The following is a 21,202-nucleotide window of genomic DNA, read 5'->3' as shown; positions in this document are numbered from 1 at the left end:
CCCGTGCTGCTCAAAGCAACTGGCCGGGCGTCCGGTAGACCTCCGCCCAGAGATGCGGCTGCTGCGCCGCGGCCCAGCGGGCGGTGTCGTCGAGGATGCGGTCGTAGGTCTCGGCCGGCCGGTACCAGAACTCGGCGAAGAGGCGCTCCCGGAAGCCGCGGAGCGCCTCGGCGCGGCTGACAGGGAAGCTCCAGTGCAGCTCCGGCATATCGATAGCGGGCCGCGGCGGGCGAGAAATCGGAGGCCAATCCGAACGCCACCATGCACTTGCCCCGGCTGTCCGTCGCCGCGCCGGAGACGATACGGGCCCGGCTTCCGCTTGCCAATCGGCGGCGCTCACAGCGGCTTGGTCAGCCACAGCACGAGGTCGTCGTCGACCGGCACCGGCGCGCCCGGCTCGACCGGCTGCTCACGCCAGGTGATGCCGCGGCCGTCCGGCCGGTAGCCGAGCCCGGCGTAGAGCCGCTGGGCCGGGCCGTAATCGGCGTAAAGGCCGACGCCGAGGCCGATCTGCCGCCGGCCGGCCGCGCGGGCCAGATCCTCGAAGGCACAGATCAGCGCCGAGCCGATGCCGCGGCCGCGCGCCGGGGCGGCCACGACCAGGTTGTTGATCTCCGGCACCGCGGCGGCCCGGAACGGCGGATAGTCCGAATCCCAGACCAGGGTGCCGTAGCCGAGCGGGCGGCCGCCGGCGCAGGCCAGCAGCACCGCGCGCCGGCCGGCGGCCTGGTCGGCGATATAGCCGGCCCAGAGCGCGGGGTCCGCGTTCCAGGCCGCGCCACCGTCGACCGCGGCGATCCGGGCGTGATCCTCGGGGTGCAGTGCGCGCAGCTCGATCGCCATGGCCGATTCCGATATCGCGACGGGCGCAGCCTATACATCGGCGGCCGGCCCGTCGCGATCCGCGCTGCGGCGGGCGGCCGAAGCGTGCCATGGTGGCCCGGCGACCGGGGGACGCCGGTCGGCGAAGGAGGAGGCACGAGAATGCAGCTATGGATCGCCGCCGCCCTGGCGGCATGGGCGCTGGCAGGAGCAATGGCCGCGGCGCCGGCCCGGGCCGCCGAGAAGGTCATCCTCGACACCGATTTCAGCACCGCCGGCGATGACGGCCAGGTCCTGATCATGGCCGCGCAGCTCGACCGCCAGGGGGTGATCGACCTCTTGGGCGTCACGATCGTGACCGGCAACAACTGGCTGAAGCAGGAGGTCGCGGACGCGCTGCGCGCGGTCGAGCGCCTGGGGATCGCGGACCGGGTCGGCGTCTATGCCGGCGCCAACCTGCCGCTGGTGCACGACCCGGAGAGCTTCGAGAGCGAGCGCACCCTGTTCGGCTTCGGCGAGAGCTACAAGACCGCGTTCCACCGGCCGCAGCCGGGCGACGCCGATCTCGTGGCCCCTCCCGACGGCTTCGCCAAGACGGCCAAGCCGCAGAACGAGGAAGCGGTCGACTTCATCGTCGACACGGTCAAGGCCAACCCGCACGAGGTGTCGCTGCTGGTCATCGGCCCGGCCACCAACATCGCGCTGGCCGTCCGCAAAAACCCGGAGATCGTGCCGCTGATCAAGCGGATCGTGTACATGGCCGGCGCCTTCGACGTCCGGGGCAACACCACCCCGGCCGCCGAGATGAATGTCTGGATCGACCCGGAGGCGTCGCGGATCGTGATGCGCGAGCCGATCGACCAGGCCGTCATCCCGCTCGACGTCACCGACATCACCCAGCTCTCGAAGGCCGATTTCGACCGCGTCATCGCCGGCGATGGGCCGATCGCCGCGCTGTTCAAGGACAGCTGGATGGCGAAGAGATTCGCCAAGGACCCGGCGGCGACCGTCAACGTCTTCGACACACTCGCCCTCGCCTATCTGGTCGACCCCAGCTACGCCACCAAGGTCGAGGACCTCTTCGTCGATGTCGATATCGCCTTCGGCCCTGGCTACGGCCGCACCTACGGCTATTGGCAGGAACAGCCGACCAGGCTGCTGCAGAAGATCAAGGTGGTGAAGCAGTTCGACAACCGCCGCTTCTTCGACCTCTATGTCGACCTGATGACCCGGCCGGTGCCGGTCATGACAGCGAACTGAGAGTCATGCGCCGGACGCGGCCCGGTTCGGGCCGCGATCCCTCTTGGGAAATGCGGGGCGATGGCCGCAAGATGCGCGCCGCAGAGAGGCTGTCCCCGAGACGAGGAATGACCCGGATCCTGAAGACCATCACGCCGGTGAACGGCGGCATCTATGTCGAGCGGCCGCTGGCGACGCCGGCCGAGGCCGAGGCGGCGCTGGCCCGCGCCTGCGCCGCCCAGGCCGAGTGGCGGCGCGTGCCGGTCTCCGAGCGTGCGCGCCTCTTGTCCGCCGCGGTCGACGCCTTCGTCGCCGCGGGGCCGGAGATCGCGCGCGAGATCACCTGGCAGATGGGCCGGCCGGTCCGCTACACCCCCGGCGAGGTGCGCGGCTTCGAGGAGCGCGCGCGCTACATGATCTCAGTGGCCGAGGACGCGCTGGCCGATATCGATGTCGGGCCGAAGGAAGGCTTCCGCCGCTTCATCCGGCGCGAGCCGCTGGGCACCGTCTTCGTCGTTGCCCCCTGGAACTATCCGTACCTGACCGCGGTCAACGCCGTGATCCCGGCGCTGATGGCCGGCAATGCGGTGATCCTGAAGCATTCGCACCAGACCCCGCTCTGCGCCGAGCGCTTCGCCCAGGCCCTGGCCGATCTGCCGCCCGGCGTGTTCCAGCACATCCATGCCGACCACGAGACCACGGCGAAGATGATCGGCAGCGGCGCGGTCGACTTCGTCGCCTTCACCGGATCGGTGCCCGGCGGCCGCGCGGTCGAGGAGGCCGCTTCCGGCCGCTTCGTCGGCGTCGGGCTCGAGCTCGGCGGCAAGGACCCAGGCTATGTCCGCGCCGATGCCGACCTGAAGCACGCGATCGAGACGCTGGTCGACGGCGCCTTCTTCAACTCCGGCCAGTCCTGCTGCGGCATCGAGCGGATCTATGTCCATGAAGCCGTGTACGACGCCTTCGTCGAGGGCGCGGTCGAGCTGACTCGGCAATACGTCCTGGGCGACCCGACCGAGGAGGCGACGACGCTGGGGCCGATGGTCCGGGCCTCGGCCGCCGATTTCGTGCGCGGCCAGACCGAGGAGGCGGTGCGCCGGGGCGCCCGCGCCCTGATCGACGCCAAGAGCTTCGCCGCGGACAAGCCCGGCACGCCCTATCTGGCGCCGCAGATCCTGACCGGCGTCGACCATTCGATGCGGGTGATGACCGAGGAGAGCTTCGGCCCCGTGGTCGGCATCATGAAGGTGGCCTCGGACGAGGAGGCGGTACGGCTGATGAACGACAGCCCCTACGGCCTGACCGCCGCGGTCTTCACCCGCGACGTCGACGCCGCCATCGCCATCGGCGACCAGGTCGCGACCGGCACCTGGTTCCTGAACCGATGCGATTACCTGGACCCTGCCCTGGCCTGGACCGGGGTCAAGGATTCCGGCCGCGGCTGCACCCTTTCGACCCTCGGCTACGATTATCTCACCCGGCCGAAATCCTTCCACCTGCGGCTTCCCTGACCGGCGCCCCTTTTCCGCGAGACCAAGAATGCTCAAAGGCAACTGGAACTACCCGACCGCGGTGAAGTTCGGCCCCGGCCGGATCAAGGAGCTGCCGGACCTGTGCAAGGCCCATGGCCTGAAGCGGCCGCTGCTGGTCACCGATCCCGGCCTGGCGAAGCTGGCGATGATCGCCGACGCGGTCGCCGCCAACGAGGCCGCTGGCATCCCGACCGCCGTGTTCAGCGACGTCAAGCCGAACCCGACCGGAAAGAACGTCGCCGACGGCGTCGCCGTGTACAAAGCCGGCGGGCACGACGGCGTCATCGCCTTCGGCGGCGGCAGCCCGCTGGACGCCGGCAAGGCCATCGCCTTCCATGCCGGCCAGTCGCGCCCGCTGTGGGATTTCGAGGATATCGGCGACTGGTGGACCCGCGCCGACGCGTCGAGGATCGCCCCGGTGATCGCCGTGCCGACCACCGCCGGCACCGGGTCGGAGGTCGGGCGCGCCGGCGTCATCACCGACGAGGAGGCGCATGTGAAGCGCATCATCTTCCATCCGAAGATGATGCCGGTCGCGGTCATCGCCGATCCGAAGCTGACCCTGGGCCTGCCGCCGCACGTCACCGCCGCCACCGGCATGGATGCGCTGGCCCATTGCCTGGAGGCCTTCTGCGCCCCCGGCTTCCACCCGATGGCCGACGGCATCGCGCTGGAAGGAATTCGGCTGATCCGGGAATGGCTGCCGGTCGCGGTCAGGGACGGCAGCAACCTGGAGGCGCGCAGCAATATGCTGGTCGCCGCCAGCATGGGCGCCACCGCCTTCCAGAAGGGGCTGGGGTCGATCCACTCGCTCGCGCACCCGCTCGGTGCGCTGTACGACGCCCATCACGGCCTCTTGAACGGCATCCTGATGCCCTACTGCATGGTCCACAACCGCGACGCCATCGAGGGTCGGATGGAGCGGCTGGGCCGATACATCGATTTGTCGAAGCCGAGCTTCGACACCGTCCTGATCTGGGTGCTGGAGTTGCGCCGCGAGATCGGCATCCCGCACACGCTGAAGGAGATCGGCATCGGCGACAACCGGGCCGAGGAGATCGGCCGCATGGCCGAGGCCGACCCGTCGACCGGCAGCAACGCCAAGCCGGTCAAGGCCCACGACCTGCGCGCGGTGTTCGTGGACGCGGTGAACGGCCGGCTCTGACGCCGGCGCGGTGTGCGCGCAGCGGGGTGCCGGCGGAGAGCCTCCGCCGGCCCCGCAGCGGCCTGTCCGCCCCCCGCTCAGATGCCCTGGCCGCCCGACACCTCGATCCGCTGCGCATTCACCCAGCGGTTGTCCTCGGACAGCAGGCTCGCGATCATCGGCCCGATATCGTCCGGCAGGCCGGCTCGGCCGAGCGCGGTCATCTCCGCGAAGATGTTGTTGATCTCCGGGTTGTCGCGGACGGCGCCACCGCCGAAATCGGTCTCGATCGCGCCCGGCGCCACCGTGTTGACCGCGATCCCGCGGCTGCCCAGCTCCTTGGCCATGTATCGGGTCAGCACCTCGACCGCGCCCTTCACCGCCGCATAGGCGGCATAGCCGGGATAGGACGTTCGGGTCAGGCCGGAGGACAGGTTCACGATGCGGCCGCCATCGGCGATCAGCGGCAGCAGCGTCTGGGTGAGGAAGTACACGCCTTTGAAGTGAACATCGACCAGCCCGTCGAACTGCGCCTCGGTCGTCTGGCCGATCAGGGCGTAGTCGCCGTGGCCGGCATTGTTCACGAGATGGTCGAACGTCTCCCGCGACCAAGTTTCGCGCAGCGCGGTCCGCAGGCGATCGGCGAAGGGCGCGAAGGCGGCGACGTCGCCGGTGTCGAGCTGGAAGGCGACCGCCTTGCGACCCATCGCCTGGATCTCGGCGACGGCAGCCTGGGCGTCTTCGCCCCGGCCGCGGTAGGTGAGGATGACGTCGCCGCCGCGGCGGGCGATGCTGAGCGCGGTGTTGCGGCCGAGCCCGCGGCTGGCGCCGGTCACGAGGGTGATCTTGGTCATGGTCCGACTCCTGTGGAACGACCACCCCAATATCGGGGCGGGGAGCCGGGCGTTGTTGCCGGAAGCTCGACGTTCTTTGCCTGATCCTCCAAAGTGGCGCTTGCCGCCGACAGTGACGGAGTAGGCTCATCGCATGACCACTCTGCTCGACACCGTGCGCCGCTACGCGGAGGCCCATGCCGACGCGAACGGCGTGGCGCGGACCCCGATCCCGGGCCTCACGACCGTGCGCGCCACCGTGCCCAGCGGCCTCGAATACGCGATCTCCCGGCCGCTCGCCTGCCTCGTGCTGCAGGGAAGCAAGCATATCGCGATGGGGGCCCGGGCCTTCTCCTTCGCCGCCGGCGATTCCCTGCTGATCACGGCGGACGTGCCGACCGTGAGCCAGATCACGCAGGCAAGCGTCGCCGCCCCTTACTATTCGCTCGTGCTGGAGCTCGACCCGGCGGTCATTGCGGATCTGGCGGTGCAGATGGGGGCCGCGACGGTGGCCGAGCACGCGCCCGTGCGGATCGAGCCGACCGATGCCGAGGTCGCCGACGCGGCGCTGCGGCTGATGCGCCTGCTCGACCGTCCGGCATCGGTGCCGGTGCTGCAGGCGCAGCTCGTGCGCGAGATGCACTACTGGCTTCTGGCCGGACGGCATGGGGCGGCGATCCGGCGTCTCGGCCGGCCGGATGGCCATGTGCGGCGCGTGGCCCGTGCGGTCGCCGTGCTTCGGGCCGAATTCGCACGGCCGCTGCCGGTCGAGCGCCTGGCGGCTGTGGCCGGGATGAGCCCATCGTCGTTCCACCATCACTTCCGCGCCGTGACCTCGCTCTCGCCGCTGCAATTCCAGAAGCAGTTGCGTCTGATCGAGGCGCGCCGGCTGATGCTGTCGGAAGGAGCGACCGCGAGCAGTGCGGCGTTCGCCGTCGGCTACGAGAGCGTGTCGCAGTTCACGCGGGAGTATGGCCGGATGTTCGGCCTGCCGCCCGTCCGGGAGACGAAGGCGGCGAAGGACGAGACCCGGGCGGCCGGGCCGGGATGACCGGCGGCGGCTGCGCCGGTCGCCCTCTACTCGCGCGACACTTTCCATTCCGTCGACCATGCCGCATTGAAAATTATTAACTCCATCGCGGTGCACGACGGCCGTAGATGTGGTCCGGGCACCCAGGCCGGACAGCGCCTGCGGTGTGCCCCGGCTGTGGGGTTCGGACATGAAGCGCTCGGTTTTGGGAATCGTCGCGGTCCTGGGCATCGCCGTTGCCGCCGTCGCGTGGCAGCGTTTCGGCAACGCGGACGCGATCGAGCGCAGCGGCAAGACCGCCGAAGCAGGCCAGCCCGGGTCGAAGAACGCAGTCCGGGCCATCCCAGTGGCGACGGCGCCGGTGCAGCAGAAGTCGGTCGCCACCACCCTCTCCGCCATCGGCACGGTCGAGCCGATCTCGACCGTCCAGGTCAGCTCGCGCATCGACAGCCAGGTGATGCAGGTGCATGTCGCCGACGGCCAGACCGTCCAGGCCGGCGACCTGCTGTTCACCCTGGACGACAAGCCGGCCAAGGCCCAGGTGGCGCTGGCCCAGGCCAACCTCGCCAAGGACCAGGCGATGCGCGACCAGGCCGTGGCGGATGTCGAGCGCGACAAGCCGCTGGTCAAGACCGGCGCCGTCTCGCAGCAGGCCTATGAGCAGGCGATCGCGACGGCCAAGGCGGCCGAGGCCACCGTGGCCGCGGACCAGGCCAGCCTGGACCAGGCGCAGCTCACCCTCTCCTATACCCAGATCCGGGCGCCGATCACCGGGCGGCTCGGCGTCGTGGCGGTGACCGCCGGCAACTTGGTCAAGGCCAACACCAGCAGCGGCAGCTCCAGCAGTTCAAGCTCCGGCACCGCCGCCGCCACCGGCCTCGTCACCATCACCCAGATGATGCCGATCCGGATCGCCTTCACCGTGCCGGAGCGGAACCTCGACGCCGTCCGCACGGCCATGGCGGGCCCGACCCCGCCGGGGGTCGACGCCTTCAGCAATGACGGCAAGACCCATCTCGCGACCGGGACGCTGACCTTCGTCGACAGCGCGGTCGACACCAAGTCGGGCACGATCCCGCTGAAGGCCACCTTCGGCAACACCGGCCAGGCCCTGTGGCCCGGCCAGTTCGTCCAGGTCTCGCTTACGCTCGGCACCCAGCAGGACGCGGTCACTGTGCCCACCGTGGCGCTGCAGGCCGGCCAGGACGGCGCCTATGTGTTCGTTGCCCGGCCGGACGGCACCGCCGAGCAGCGCCCGGTCACCGTGGCACGCACGAACGGCGACGAGGCGGTGATCGCCCAGGGGCTGAAGCCCGGCGAGCAGGTGGTGACCGAAGGCCAGCTGCGGCTGATGCAGGGGTCGCGGATCGCCGTCCGAGAGGCCGCGCCGGCGCCCGCCGGCGGCACGGCCCCCGCCGGCAATCCAGCCTGACCGGCCCTGGTCGATGTCCCCTCTCCTGCCCGATACCATCGCCTTCGCGAGTCTCGCCAGCGACATCCCTTTGCCTCTCCCGCTTGCGGGAGAGGTCGGAACCGCGGCAGCGGTTCCGGGTGAGGGCGGCTCGATCGTCCTCATAGGAGCACTGTTCCAACGTCGAGGGCGGATCGCTCGCTCGCCTGTGGCGAAGCCTGTGAACTCGGCACGGCCGCGATGCCCTCACCCGGACATCCTGCGGATGTCCGACCTCTCCCGCAAGCGGGAGAGGCAATCTGCTTGCTCGTCCACGATCGGCGATCGGGGCACATCCGAAAATCCGGTAGCCCCCGAGACGGAGCCCCAGCCATGATCCTCTCGGAGCTGTGCATCCGGCGGCCGGTGATGACGACGCTGCTGACCGCGGCGATGGTGCTGGCCGGGGCCTTCGCCTACAACCAGCTGCCGGTCGCGGCGCTGCCGAACACCGATTTTCCGGTGATCAACGTCTCCGCCAGCCTGCCGGGCGCCAGCCCGGACACGATGGCGAGCTCGGTGGCGACGCCGCTGGAGAAGCAGTTCGAGACCATCGCCGGCATCCAGACGATCAGCGCCACCTCGACCCAGGGCCAGACCTCGATCACCCTGGAATTCGACCTGAGCCGCAACATCGACGCCGCCGCGGCGGACGTGCAATCGGCGATCACCGCCGTGCAGCGCCAGCTGCCGACGGAGATGACGACGCCGCCGAGCTACCGCAAGGTCAACCCGGCCGACGCGCCGATCCTGCTGCTGGCGATCAGCAGCCCGACCCTGCCGCTGTCGACCCTCGACGCCTATGCCGAGCAGGTGATCTCGCCCAGCCTGTCGACCCTGTCCGGCGTGGCCCAGGTGCAGATCTACGGCAGCCAGAAATACGCGGTGCGGATCCAGGTCGACCCCGACGCGCTGAGCCATCGCGGCATCAGCATCGACGACATCCGCAGCGCCGTCTCCAAGGCCAACGACAACTCCCCGGTCGGCACGCTGCAGGGACCGCAGCAGCAGCTGATCCTGCAGGCCAACACCCAGCTCTACGACGCCAAGGCCTTCGCCAGCCTGATCGTCGCCTCGCCGAACGGCATGCCGGTCCGCCTGGGCGACGTGGCGAAGGTGATCGATTCCGTCGAGAACGATCAGGTGGCCAGCTGGTACGGCGACACCCGGTCGATCATCCTCGCGGTGCAGCGCCAGCCGGACGCCAACACCGTCGCCATCGTCGACGCGGTCAAGGACCTGCTGCCGAAGTTCCAGGCCGACCTGCCGCCGTCCGTGTCGCTGCACGTGCTGAACGACCGCTCGACCTCGATCCGCCAGGCGATCGAGGACGTGCAGTTCACGCTCGGCCTCACCATCGCCCTGGTGGTGATGGTGATCTTCCTGTTCCTGCGCCGGTTCTCGGCCACCATCATCCCGACCGTCACCGTGCCGATCTCGCTGGTCGCCACGGTGGCCGGCATGTATCTCTGCGGTTTCTCGATCGACAACATCTCGCTGCTGGGCCTGACGCTCTCGGTCGGCCTCGTGGTCGACGACGCGATCGTGATGCTGGAGAACATCGTCCGCTATATCGAGGAGGGGATGAAGCCCTTCGAGGCGGCGCTGAAGGGCGCGCGCGAGATCGGTTTCACCATTCTCTCGATCACCCTCTCGCTGGTCGCCGTGTTCATCCCGGTGCTGCTGATGGGTGGCGTGGTCGGCCGGATCTTCAACGAGTTCGCGGTGGTCGTGACCATGGCGATCGCGGCCTCGGCCTTCGTCTCGCTGACGCTGACGCCGATGATGTGCTCGCGCTTCCTGCGCGGCCATGACGAGGAGAAGCCGGAAGGCCGGGTCGGCCGGATGCTGGAACGCGGCTTCGACGCCGTGCTCGGCCTCTATTCCCGCACCCTCGCCTGGTGCCTGCGCCACCGCGCGGCGATGCTGCTGGTCTTCCTCGGCACCATCGCCGGCACCTGGCTCCTGTTCACGACGATCCCGAAGGGCTTCTTCCCGACCGAGGATATCGGCCAGCTGCAGGTCACGACGCAGGCGCGGCAGGACGTCTCCTTCGACGCCATGGTGGCGCTGCAGAGCCAGGTGCGCGACGTGTTCCTGCACTCGCCCTTCGTCGACAGCGTCGGCTCCTCGGTCGGGGCGATCGGCTATGGCGGCACCCTCAACACCGGCCGGCTCTTCGTCCAGCTCAAGCCCAAGGACCAGCGGCCGCCGCTGGACACGGTGATTTCGACCCTACGCCGGCAGCTGGCCGGCATCTCCGGCATCGACACCTATATGGTGCCGGTGCAGAACCTGCGCATCGGCGGCCGCTCCTCCTCCGCCCAGTACCAGTTTGTGATGCAGGGGCTGGACCAGAAGCAGCTCTACGATTGGGCCGGCAGGATGACGACGGAGATGCGCCGCTCGCCGGCGCTGCAGGACGTCGCCAGCGACCTGCAGCTCAACGCCTTGCAGGCGACGCTCACCATCGACCGGGACAAGGCGGCACAGCTCGGCATCGCCAACGAGGATTTGCGCGCGACGCTCTATGGCGGCTTCGGCACGCAGCAGATCTCGACCATCTACACCGCGGCCGACAGCTACGAGGTGATCCTGGAGGCCGACCCCTCGATCCCCTGGGGCGCCGACTCGCTCGACAAGATCTATGTCCGGTCGTCGAACGGCTCGCTGGTGCCGCTCAGCGCCTTCGCCACGGTCACCCGCACCGCCGGGCCGCTGTCGGTGAACCAGCAGGGCCAGCTGCCCTCGGTCACCATCTCCTTCAACCTGGCCGCGAACCGCTCGCTGGGCGACGCCACGGCGGAGATCGACCGGATCAAGGCCGAGATCGGCCTGCCCGTCACCATCACCACCGGCTATGCCGGCACGGCCCAGGTGTTCCAGGATTCACTGGCCAACCAGGGCCTGCTGCTGCTCGGCGCGGTGCTGACGATCTACATCGTGCTCGGCATCCTGTACGAGAGCTTCACCCACCCGCTGGTGATCCTGTCGGGCCTGCCCTCGGCCGCGATCGGCGCGCTGGGCACGCTGATGCTGTTTCGCACCGACCTGTCGGTGATCGCGATCATCGGCGTCCTGATGCTGATCGGCATCGTCAAGAAGAACGCGATCATGATGATCGACTTCGCGCTCGGGGCGCAGCGCAACGACGGGCTGGCGCCGCGCGACGCGATCTACCGCGCCTGCACCCTGCGCTTCCGGCCGATCATGATGACCACCATGGCGGCGGTGATGGGCGCCTTGCCGATCGCAGTCGGCCAGGGTGCCAGCGCCGAGCTGCGCCAGCCGCTGGGCCTCGCCGTGGTCGGCGGCCTCTTGGTGTCGCAGCTGCTGACGCTCTACATCACCCCGGTGCTGTACCTCTATGTCGAGGACCTGACCCGCGGCGCCCTGGCGCTCGGCCGCCGGTTCCGGCACTCGCCGGAAGCAGGCGCCGCCGCCGGCCACGCCCCGGCGGAGTAGGCGGGCCAGGACCAAGGCCGCCCACATTTCATCCTCCCCCTCCCCTTGCGGGTGTTTAGGCCGGGGACAAGGTGGACACCTGTTCGGGGACATGGTGAACAGGTTGGACGATGTTCTGGCGCAGGTCGACCTGCGCCAGAACATGGCTGCGATAGCACAGATCGAAGAGGCCGTCGGTGTCGGTGGCGCGGAGTGCGACGCGGCGGCGCGGCGCCGGCGGTCCTTCTTGTCCTGCCACCGGCCCTTGCGGTCTTCGGCCTCGCGCCGGGCCTCCTCGCGCTGCTGCCGCAGCTTCATCTTGAGGGCGATGGCGCGGCGGATGCCGAGGAAGAGGCTGCTGAAGCGGGTCTCGGCCTTTTCGGCGCGGTCGAGATCGCCGGCCTTGAGGGCGGCGACGCCCTGGGCCTGGAAGCCGCGGGCCAGCCCGAGGGCGAGCTCCGTCAGCCCGGACAGCACCTCGGCCTCGCGGGCAGCCTCGTCCGTGGCCGGCGAAGCGGTGGAGGGTGTCCGGGCTGTGATGGCACCATCGACCATGGCAAGCGAATTCGCATCCGCCGCATGTCGGGCGCCATCACGAGAGCGGCCCGGCGCGCGATGCCCGAGCGGGCGCAGGTCACAGCAGGACGTCGGAAGCCACGTATAACCAGGGGCGCGCTTTGGGATGACTGGCACTCGGTTCTAGACGGGAAGTTGGCCGCTCATGAACGTCGCCTTAGGGTGAACAGCGGCCATTGCGCCGGGCTCCCGGGAGCGGACATGACCCGATTCGACCCATTGGAGACACGCGAACTGCGGCGTAAGGTGAGACGATGAAGATCCAGCGGAGCACCATGGAACATGTTGAGCCGTGGGCGCGGTTACGTGCTGCACTTTGGCCGGACTATTCTGTCCAACACCATCGGAACGACGTGGTTCGCACTTTCCTGGCCGGAGACGGCCGAGCTGTCGCGTTCATCTGTGAAACCAATGAAGGCGAAGTGATCGGATTCGCTGAAGGCACACTGCGCAGTGATTACGTCAATGGATGCAAAACCTCTCCCGTTCTCTTCCTTGAAGGAATCTATGTTCTGCCCGGCCACAGGCAAAAGGGCGCGGCGCGACTGCTCTGCGATGCAATTGCCGAATGGGGCAAGTCTATCGGCTGTGCTGAGTTCGCATCCGATGCCCTATTGGACAACGTCGTGAGCCACAAGTTTCATGCGGCGCTAGGTTTCGAGGAGACAAGACGCGTCGTCTTCTTTCGTAAAAGCCTGTAGGACCACTCTCCGCCCTTCCCTGCCGGCGCTGCCTGGCTCGGGAGCGCCATAAGCGGCCGCCACGCCAGCCTCTTGAGAGCGGACACCGCTGAAACCCACTGAATTCAGGCCTCCTCGGTCGGCTTGGGTGTGAGAGCATGCCCGAAAGCGGCCGTCGCAGTTGGCTCTACGAAGCGGAAATGACCGGACGCGACCCAAAGGCGATCCATCGCCCCTTTGATCGTCACCGGCTCCCCGGAACGCACCAGCGATTCAGCAGGTTGACACGATCCAGGCCCAAGAGGACCATCGGCCGATGACAACAAAGTTGCGCCTCGGCGTGGATTTCAACACCTGCGACCCAGATGGCGCCGTATGGATACCCTCGGGTGAAAATGAACTGGCATTCCGAGCTGGCATGCTGGTGACGGTCTTTTGTCTAGAGCCCACAGACGTATTTGAGTTCGATGGCGTGCTAGAGCCGCGCTCCTGGGGAACTCCACCGAGACGGTATTGGGTAGCTGTGGTCGATGAGAGCACCTTCCGCAGGTGTGGCTAGGTAGCCTCTGATGCGATCCCTGTCGGCCAGTCCGGCTGCAGGGCGCCATAAGCGGACACCCTGGCCAGATCTCGGAACCGGATGCTCGCCGGCTTGCCAGATCAAGCTGAACGCAACTTTTGACGGACCGCCTCCTCGACCGCACTATCAGCAGATGTGCGCTACCTGCCCGAACATTGCTGTAGTCTCCGTCTCCGACAGGCCCGGGTTGGCGTCGGTCGTGGCGGGTTGGCTCTGGGACGCCTTCTGGCGTGATAGCGGCCATTCCTTCGAAGAGACAATGAGTGCAGTCCAGCGGTCCATCGAGGCCGAGCAGATGCCTCAAACTTTCGTCCTGCTCGAGGATGAACGTGCGATCGGCACTGCCAGTTTGATCGCCCATGACCTTGAAGAGCGGCCTGACCTTACCCCATGGCTCGCCGGCATGTATGTGGAGCCGGATTCGCGCGGCCGGGGTCTCGCTTCCTACCTCATTGCCGCCGTAGAGCAGCACGCCCGTTCGATGCGGATCGCAACCCTCTGGCTTTATACAGATACTGCCGAGCGCGTTTATGCCAAAGCTGGGTGGGAGCCGGTTGGATCCATCCAGCATAGCAACCGGCCCTTTATGCTTATGCGCCGTGATCTTCTTGCGGGTGCCTGACGGCCGCATCGCACCCCGAGTTGCTGCGTTGTTCGACCGAGGTGCGCCAATTGCGGTCATCGCTTCGGCGCCCCGACACCGGACATAGCTCGAACCCGCGTAATCCGGTCCGTCTCGATTAGCCCAGGTCTCAGAATGCGCTCAAAACCGGCCGTCACAATCGGTTCTACGAAGCGGACATGACCGGACGCGACCCAAAGCTGACTCGCCAGGACGGACAGCCCCTTCCATACTCGGCAGATTGCGAGGGAGGGGATGTTGAACACCAGATCCTGCTTAATGTTCTTCTGCACCGCATTCTTGCTGATCTCTGCAGGTAGCCGCGCGGAGGAACCATCTACGCCAGGTAACTGGCAGCCCCCAGCAGAGGGCGTTGTTCGCGATAAGAGGGCAGCGATCGCGATTGCTCATGCAGTTTGGATTTCTATGAATCCAGAGTTAGCCTCACGCATTGGGAGCGAGGAAGTCTGGCAAGATTATATGGCTGCATATCTGGAAGGCGACATCTGGATTGTGGAAACGCCACGGGATCCCAATGTCATAGGAGGCGGAATCCAGATAGGATTGTCGAAGACGGACGCAAGAATACTCGGAGTATATTGGTGGCAGTAGTTTTCGAACGTTGAATTTTAGTCCCCATTTATTTCTGGTTCGGACTCGCCGCCGTTTCATCTGTGACCTGCAATGTCACCTCCAGCCCGAACCGTGGGCTTCCGCTATCCGCCCATCTCGGACGGCGAAGCCGAGAGACGGGCGCCCGAAAGCGGTCGTCGCGCTCGACGCCGGCGAGCGGATATGGCGCACGCGACCCGAAGCCGCCACTATCCGCATTCAAGAATCTAGATTTTTCATCAGAAGATATGTTTCTGCTTCACATCCGGGGCAGTATAAATGACGGTCAATACGTGGACTGCCCCACTCCAAACCCGCGCTCTCAGGCCCGGCATACTTGAGAGGGATATCCTCTACGAGAAGATCTCGCTGCCCGCACGCCGGGCACCGCACCGAAGCGGTGGGATCCTTGCCGAGGGCCTTAACGGCCTTCAGCCACTGCGGGTAAGTGTCGGAGAATTTCAGCATCGGCGAAAGTCGTCAGAGTGCTTGGAGAACTATCGCATGCACCTGCTTGGATGTCTCTGATCTCCACAGACGGTGCCGGGGCCGCTTTCCGCCCTATCCCGGACAGATCGCGCCAAGAGCCGCCAGGGCAGCCTTCCTCTGATAGTTGCACACGCGCCGCCAGAGCGGGCTCAATGGCGGTCCCGTCCTCGGGCGCAGGATTCGCTTTGGGGCGAGTCTGGATCGGCGGAAATGTCCGCTTCAGAGAAGCCGGCAGGCCGGCAATCGTCCGCAACGAGCCGAATCCGGTCAGTTGCGGGGTGGCTGCCTCGGCCAACCCCGCCGCCTCCATCATGGTTCGTTTGCTGCTGCGGACGCTTGGTCGAGGCGGCTATCGGCTATAGGCCTCCTCGATCCGGCGACATGCCAGACCGAGAGCTCCGTTTACTGCCCCATTCGCGCGCGGACGCGCGCAGCCCCCTCCCTCTTCCCCCCTCCCGCAAGGGGAGGGGGAGGATGAAAGGCATAGGGCGAGACGAACGGCTGAGTTCCGAAAAGGTCTCGCCAGACGGGACAGGCCACGCAACACTCGACGACCGATCTCAGGGCCGCCGGAAGAAGGCCGGTCCCAGCGGGCGCAGGCGCACCCCTTCGCGCAGGCGAGTGAAGGGCTGGGCCGCCGGGTCGGCCAGATTCGGGCCTGGCGCCTCGACCACCAGCACCGCCTCGGCGATCGGCTCGAAATCGGCGCGAAAATGCACCGAGCTCTTCAGCGCCAGGATCTTCTGCGCCGCGGGCTCGACCCCGAGATGGCGGAACATCGCCTGGTCGGCCGCCTGCTGCTTGCGGCTGCACACCGCGACGCGGATGCCGCCCGGGTGGCGCAGCAGCGCCATCGGGCCGAGCTGCATGCGGTTGCCGCCATAGAACGGGCCAGTGCCGATGAAGCGGCCGTCGCCCAGGGCCTCGACCGTCCAGGCGGCCTCGAGCGGCCGCTGCCCGGCGTAGCCGCTGCCGGCGCCGATGCCGTGATTCAGGACCGCTCCCTGTCCCGCCGCGTGCGCCGCTTCGGCGGTCGCCGGATCCGCCAGCAGGCCCAGCACCGCCCCTTCCGCGCCGCCGCGGATCAGCGCCTCCAGCAGCCCCACACCGTCGGCTTCCGCGCCGCCGCCGGGATTGTCCTGGGTGTCGGCCAGCACCACCGGCCGGCGCGCCCCGGCGGACAGGCGCCTGGCCTCCGCCACCGCCGCGTCGGGCGACAGCAGCTCGGCGACGAAATCCGGCTCGGCCGCGGCGATCGCGGCCGTCATCTCGTCCACCGCCGCGGCCAGCGCGTCGGGATCGGCGCCGTAGCCGACCAGGCTGGGGCCGCAATCGGCGAAATCCGCCGCTGGGAAGCCCATGGAGAAGCCGAGCGAGACACCGTGCTGACGCTCCAGCTCGGCCAGCAGCGCGTAGAGGCGCCGCGCCGGATCGGCTAGGGTGCACTGCGCCACCAGCGAGATCAGGAACTCCGTCTGCCGGAACGCCTTGCCCGGCCGCCACCCGGCGAAGACGCGGTCCAGCAGAGCCGCCGCCCGCGCCCCGGTCTCGGCCATGTCGACATGCGGATAGGTGCGGAAGGGCACCAGGAGGTCGGCGAGATCGACCATCCGCCGGGTGACGTTGGCGTGCAGGTCGAGGCTGGCCACGACCGGGACGTCCGGCCCGGTCACCGCGCGGATGCGGGCCAGGATCTCGCCCTCGCCATCCGCCACGCTCTCGGTGACCATAGCGCCGTGCAGGTCGAGATAGACGGCGTCGACCGGCCCGGCGGCGCGCAGATCCTCGACCAGCATCGCCGTGATCCGCTCGAAGGCGTCGTCGGTCACCGGCGCCGAGGGCGCGGCCGAGCACCACAGCAGCGGCGCGATCGAGTGCCCCGCCGCCGTCGCCGCCTCGATGAAGCCGGCGGTCGGCAGGTTGATCCCGGCGAGCGCCGGCGCCAGCGCCTCGCCTCGCGACAGGCCGGGCCAGCCGTCGGCCATCTCGAATTGGCCAAAGCCCGCCTTCACGCTGGCGAAGCTGTTGGTCTCGTGCAGGAACCCGCCGACCGCGATCCTCATGCCGCTGCTCCCCCCACCCCCGCCGTCCGGGCGGTCACGGATGCTTGTGGATCGGGTCGACCCAGTAGACGGTCTCCGGCTTCTCCACCGGCTCGATGTCGAGATTGACCACCACCGCCTCGTTGTCGCTGCGCACCAGCACGCATTCCAGCGGCTCGTCGGCGGAGGCGTTGATCTCCTGATGCGGCACATAGGGCGGCACGAAGATGAAGTCGCCCGCCTCGGCCTCGGCGACATATTCCAGCTTCTCGCCCCAGCGCATGCGGGCGCGGCCGCGGACGACGTAGATCACGCTCTCCAGCGGGCCGTGGTGGTGCGCGCCGGTCTTGGCATCGGGATGGATGGTGACGGTGCCGGCCCAGATCTTCTGCGCCCCGACCCGGGCGGCGTTGATCGCCGCCTTGCGGTCCATGCCCGGCGTCTGGGCGGTGTTGGGGTCGAGATCGGTGCCGCGGATCACGCGCACCCCGTTCAGGCGCCAGTCAGGCGTCTCGTGGTGATGTTGCTCGGTCATGCTTGGGTCCGTCCGGAAACTCCCGCGGCGTGGCAGCCTCGCCAGGCTCGAGCCGCCGCTACCCTGCCCCCGGACGCCGGCGGACGCAACCCGTCATCGGTCCCTAGCGCCGGCCCAGCCGCCCCTCGGGCGAGATGGACGAGTCACGAACGCATCGTTGTAAATTTGCCATAAATATCACATCAATGACATAGATCCTATTTTTGGATAAATGTGACATTTAGTCTGGATGAGATTCCTAGTTGAATAATTCTGACATCGGTGGCCAAGTTTGAATCGCGACCCGTGATCACCGGAGATGCATCCCATGGCGACATTCACTGGCACCGAAAGTGGGGAAGTCCTTCCTTCACTGCTCCTTGGCCCCGTCCAGGCGCTCGGCAATGACACTGTTAATGCCGGCGGCGGCAACGATATTGTCGCCGGATGGTCCGGCGACGATGTCCTCGCCGGCGGCGCCGGCGCCGATGTCATCATCGGCGGCATCCTGTCCGTCACCGGCGGCATTGGCGGCATCCAGCTCTCCGGCTTCGACACCGCGAATTATTCGGCCTCCGCGGAGGGCGTGGCCGTCGACCTCTCCGACACCGGCGACATCGACATCGACCTCCTGGGCATCAGCCTCGGCCTGACGGGCGCGACCACCGGACATGGCGGCGATGCCGAAGGAGATTCCCTCGTCGGCATCACTCATCTCACCGGATCGGCTCAGGCCGATTTCCTGGGTGGCAACTCGGCCGAAAACACCCTGACCGGCGGTGATGGGAACGACAATCTCCGCGGTGCCGAGGGCGCCGATGTCCTGGACGGCGGCGCCGGGGCGAACGACATGGCCGATTACAACACGTCGGACGCCGCGGTGACGGTCAACCTCGTCACCGGCACCGGCACGGGCGGCGATGCCGCGGGCGACAGCTTGACCGATATCGAATGGGTGCGCGGCAGCGCCTTCAACGATACCCTCACCGGAAATGACGGCGACAACCGTCTGTCCGGCCTCGCCGGCACCGACACGATCACCGGCGGCGACGGCCATGACCAGCTCATCGGCGGCGCCGGGGCCGATGTCCTAAACGGCGATGCCGGCTTCGACACCGCGCTCTACGACAACGCCGCGGCCGGTGTGACCGCGAGCCTCTTCAACACCGCGGCCAACACCGGGGACGCGGCCAGCGACCGTTACCAGAGCGTCGAAAACCTCGTCGGCAGCTCCTTCAACGATGTCCTGATCGGCGACGGCCGCAACAACTATCTGGTCGGCTGGCGCGGCGACGACAGGCTCAGCGGCGGCGGCGGCATCGACTACCTGGACGGCGGCCTCGGCGCGGATACCTTCGCCTACGGCTACTTCAGGGAATCGACGGTCGGCGCATCCGACCGGATCAACGATTTTTCCCAGAGCCAGGGCGACACGATCAGCCTCTCGCCCATCACCGGCGGCAACGGCAGCTTCATCGGCTCAGCGGCCTTCAGCGGCACCGCCAATGAGGTCCGCGCCGAGGTGGACGGCACCGAGACCCATGTCTTCGTCGACGTCGACGGCAACGGCGCGGCCGACATGGGGATTCGCCTCCTCGGCGCGATCACGCTGACAGCCGACGACTTCGTCCTGTAATTCGCCCGATCCTTGTCGAAGGGCCGTCCTCTCATCGGGCGGCCCTTCTCTTTACGGGAAAAATCCGCGCGCCTCCGCCCGGCCGGAGATGTTGGCGCCGTTGCTACCGATCCTTCGGCAGCTTCTCGGCGATGCCGTAGAGCTTCTGGCGGCGGTCCATCTCCTCCCAGATCTCGCAGGGGCTGATCTCCAGCTCGGTCAGCAGCACGGTCAGGTTGAACATCAGGTCGGCCGCCTCCTCGATCACCGCCTGACGCTCGCCCTGCACCGCGTCGATCGCCACCTCGGCCGCCTCTTCGACCAGCTTCTGCGCCATCTTCGGCACGCCGCTGTCGATCAGCTTCGCGGTGCGCGAGCTGAGCTCCATGCGCGACCGCCGCTGGCGCAGCTCCTCCGCCAGAGCCTGAAGCCGATCCCGACCGAGCGCCTGTCCCATCTCCCCGCCCCCTCCGCTTCCCCCGGGAGCCGCCTCCAACGGCCCTCGCGGGATCCTGCGCCGCAAAAGCGGCGCCCGATTGTTCCATCCGCCACACAGCCGCCTCGGGCTGTCCCCGGCGCGACCGAATGCCACCGGCCAGCGCCATCGTCCGCAACTTGCACACCTGTGCAAGCTCGACACGAAAGGATCCGCCTGTCAACTATTCATGGCACATCTCCTGAGGAATACGCCTAATTGTGGTGGTTGCCATCTGCACGGCTGTGCATATGATCATCGGTCGGCCGCCTGGACGGGCGGCCCCACACCGGCAGGTTTTCCGTCGTGACGCGTCGCCGCAGCTTCACCAGCGCCCAGCAGGTGGCCGACCGGGCGGGCGTCTCCCGCTCCGCCGTCTCGCGCACCTTCACCCCCGGCGCCAGCGTCTCGGCCGAGACGCGCCGGCGGGTGCTGGAAGCGGCGGAGGCGCTGGGCTACCACGTCAACCACCTGGCCCGCGGCCTGACCCGCCGGTCCAGCAATATCGTCTGCATCGTCGCCGCCGATCTGGAGACGCCGCTGCGGTCGCGGATGGTCGGGGCCCTGACCGACCGGCTGCAGCATAGCGGCCGTGTCGCCATGCTGATCGGCACCAGCGGCCGGGGCGATGCCGACGCCCGGTCGGCGCTGGGGCAGATCCTGAACTATCGTGCCGACGCCACGGTCGTGCTGTCCGGCACGCCGTCGGAGGAGATCACCCGGCTGTGCATCGCCGCCGGGCAGCGGGTGGTGCTGATCAATCGCGACGACCGGATCGAGGGGCCGGACAACATCGCTGTCGACAGCGCCCTGCCCGGCCGGGTGGCGGTGGCCGCGTTCCGCCGCGCCGGCTGCCGGCGGCTTTGCCTGGTTACCTCGGCCCAGGGCACGCCGGCCCTCCTGGCCCGCGAGGCGAGCTTCCTGGCCGCCGCCCGGGCGGAGGGGCTGGAGCCCGTGGTCTGGCGCGGCGGCCGCACCGTCTACGCCACCGGCCGGGCCGCGGCGCACGACCTGCTGCTGCGGCCGGACCGGCCGGACGCCGCCTTCTGCATCAACGACCTGGTCGCCTTCGGCTTCCTCGACGCGGCGCGCCACGATCTGAGCCTGCGCGTGCCCGAGGATCTCTGCGTCATCGGCTTCGACAACACCGAGCAGGCCGGCTGGTCCGCCTACGACCTGACCACCTTCGACCAGTCGGTCGAGGCGACCGGCGACGCGGTGATGGCCGCCCTGGACGCGGCGGAAGGCGCAGCGCCGCTGCGGCTGACCATCCCGGCGCCGCTGGTCTGGCGCCGGACCGTGCGGGGTCCGGCGCCAGACCGGGAGGACTGAGGCGGCTCAGAGCACGAAGTCGCCCGCCACCAGGGCGATGCTGCCCGTCAGCTGGATGTGGAAGTCTGCGGTGCCGTCGCCGTTGACGTCGCCGGCGATGGTGGTGAGGCCGCCGCCCACGGCGAAGCGCAGCTGCCCCGCGACACCGGTAAAGGTCGCCGTGCCGATGAA

General features: G+C 68.2%; 17 protein-coding genes. 11 read left to right on the top strand and 6 right to left on the bottom strand.

All coding sequences use genetic code 11. The annotated features are described in order from the left end of the window. Positions 1-10: 10 nt before the first annotated feature. The gene (locus tag KXR53_RS07055) at positions 11-208 is read right to left on the bottom strand and encodes a hypothetical protein (RefSeq protein WP_437374396.1); all 198 of its coding nucleotides are present in this window, start codon (positions 206-208) and stop codon (positions 11-13) included. 128 nt (positions 209-336) lie between these two features. After that, positions 337-843: an N-acetyltransferase family protein gene (locus tag KXR53_RS07050; protein ID WP_437374395.1), complete on the bottom strand. Its 507-nt coding sequence runs from the start codon at positions 841-843 to the stop codon at positions 337-339. 141 nt (positions 844-984) lie between these two features. On the opposite strand from KXR53_RS07050, the gene KXR53_RS07045 reads away from it, so the two are divergent. The 3 genes from KXR53_RS07045 to KXR53_RS07035 all read left to right on the top strand — a co-directional run bounded on the left by KXR53_RS07045 (position 985) and on the right by KXR53_RS07035 (position 4,758). Next, entirely contained in the window at positions 985-2,082 is a 1,098-nt protein-coding gene (locus tag KXR53_RS07045) for a nucleoside hydrolase (RefSeq protein WP_437374394.1), read from the top strand. A 107-nt stretch (positions 2,083-2,189) separates the two neighbouring features. Then, positions 2,190-3,572 carry an aldehyde dehydrogenase family protein gene (locus KXR53_RS07040; protein ID WP_437374393.1) on the top strand — a complete coding sequence of 461 codons (1,383 nt, stop codon included), beginning with the start codon at positions 2,190-2,192 and terminating at the stop codon, positions 3,570-3,572. A 28-nt stretch (positions 3,573-3,600) separates the two neighbouring features. Next, a complete protein-coding gene (locus tag KXR53_RS07035; RefSeq protein WP_437374392.1) occupies positions 3,601-4,758 on the top strand; it encodes an iron-containing alcohol dehydrogenase in 1,158 nt (385 codons plus the stop codon). A 77-nt stretch (positions 4,759-4,835) separates the two neighbouring features. Here KXR53_RS07035 and KXR53_RS07030 read toward each other — a convergent pair whose 3' ends face one another. Continuing rightward, positions 4,836-5,591, bottom strand: coding sequence for an SDR family NAD(P)-dependent oxidoreductase (locus KXR53_RS07030; RefSeq protein WP_437374391.1), 756 nt, complete (start codon positions 5,589-5,591; stop codon positions 4,836-4,838). A 133-nt stretch (positions 5,592-5,724) separates the two neighbouring features. On the opposite strand from KXR53_RS07030, the gene KXR53_RS07025 reads away from it, so the two are divergent. The 6 genes from KXR53_RS07025 to KXR53_RS07000 all read left to right on the top strand — a co-directional run bounded on the left by KXR53_RS07025 (position 5,725) and on the right by KXR53_RS07000 (position 13,952). Further along, on the top strand, positions 5,725-6,621 hold the full coding sequence (locus KXR53_RS07025; protein WP_437374390.1) for an AraC family transcriptional regulator: 897 nt from the start codon (positions 5,725-5,727) through the stop codon (positions 6,619-6,621). Positions 6,622-6,790: 169 nt separating this feature from the next. Then, complete coding sequence (locus KXR53_RS07020; protein ID WP_437374389.1) at positions 6,791-8,032, top strand: efflux RND transporter periplasmic adaptor subunit; 1,242 nt, start codon at positions 6,791-6,793, stop codon at positions 8,030-8,032. A gap of 351 nt (positions 8,033-8,383) precedes the next feature. Then, a complete protein-coding gene (locus KXR53_RS07015; protein WP_437374388.1) occupies positions 8,384-11,515 on the top strand; it encodes an efflux RND transporter permease subunit in 3,132 nt (1,043 codons plus the stop codon). Between the two features lie 192 nt (positions 11,516-11,707). Beyond that, positions 11,708-12,328, top strand: coding sequence for a hypothetical protein (locus KXR53_RS07010; protein WP_437374387.1), 621 nt, complete (start codon positions 11,708-11,710; stop codon positions 12,326-12,328). Further along, positions 12,325-12,771 (top strand): aminoglycoside 6'-N-acetyltransferase, encoded by a 447-nt coding sequence (gene aac(6'), locus KXR53_RS07005; protein WP_437374386.1) that lies wholly within the window; start codon positions 12,325-12,327, stop codon positions 12,769-12,771. The genes KXR53_RS07010 and aac(6') overlap by 4 nt, the downstream gene beginning before the upstream one ends. A 746-nt stretch (positions 12,772-13,517) precedes the next feature. Continuing rightward, positions 13,518-13,952 carry a GNAT family N-acetyltransferase gene (locus KXR53_RS07000; protein WP_437374385.1) on the top strand — a complete coding sequence of 145 codons (435 nt, stop codon included), beginning with the start codon at positions 13,518-13,520 and terminating at the stop codon, positions 13,950-13,952. 1,661 nt (positions 13,953-15,613) lie between these two features. Here the strand turns inward: KXR53_RS07000 and KXR53_RS06995 are convergent. Together KXR53_RS06995 and KXR53_RS06990 are read right to left on the bottom strand one after the other, a co-directional pair. Next, on the bottom strand, positions 15,614-17,116 hold the full coding sequence (locus tag KXR53_RS06995) for a M81 family metallopeptidase (protein WP_437374384.1): 1,503 nt from the start codon (positions 17,114-17,116) through the stop codon (positions 15,614-15,616). Positions 17,117-17,150: 34 nt separating this feature from the next. After that, the gene (locus tag KXR53_RS06990) at positions 17,151-17,630 is read right to left on the bottom strand and encodes a cupin domain-containing protein (RefSeq protein ID WP_437374383.1); all 480 of its coding nucleotides are present in this window, start codon (positions 17,628-17,630) and stop codon (positions 17,151-17,153) included. A gap of 307 nt (positions 17,631-17,937) precedes the next feature. Between KXR53_RS06990 and KXR53_RS06985 the strand changes: the two genes are divergently transcribed. Then, on the top strand, positions 17,938-19,245 hold the full coding sequence (locus KXR53_RS06985; protein WP_437374382.1) for a calcium-binding protein: 1,308 nt from the start codon (positions 17,938-17,940) through the stop codon (positions 19,243-19,245). Between the two features lie 103 nt (positions 19,246-19,348). Here the strand turns inward: KXR53_RS06985 and hisE are convergent, their stop codons facing one another. Then, positions 19,349-19,681, bottom strand: coding sequence for a phosphoribosyl-ATP diphosphatase (hisE, locus tag KXR53_RS06980; RefSeq protein ID WP_437374381.1), 333 nt, complete (start codon positions 19,679-19,681; stop codon positions 19,349-19,351). Between the two features lie 324 nt (positions 19,682-20,005). Here hisE and KXR53_RS06975 point away from each other — a divergent pair, with 324 nt between their 5' ends. After that, entirely contained in the window at positions 20,006-21,031 is a 1,026-nt protein-coding gene (locus tag KXR53_RS06975) for a LacI family DNA-binding transcriptional regulator (RefSeq protein ID WP_437374380.1), read from the top strand. The last annotated feature ends 171 nt before the right edge of the window (positions 21,032-21,202 follow it).

The organism is Inquilinus limosus (assembly GCF_051487185.1).
Classification (GTDB): Bacteria; Pseudomonadota; Alphaproteobacteria; order DSM-16000; family Inquilinaceae; genus Inquilinus; species Inquilinus limosus_F.
This window is presented reverse-complemented; position numbering and strand designations above follow the sequence as displayed.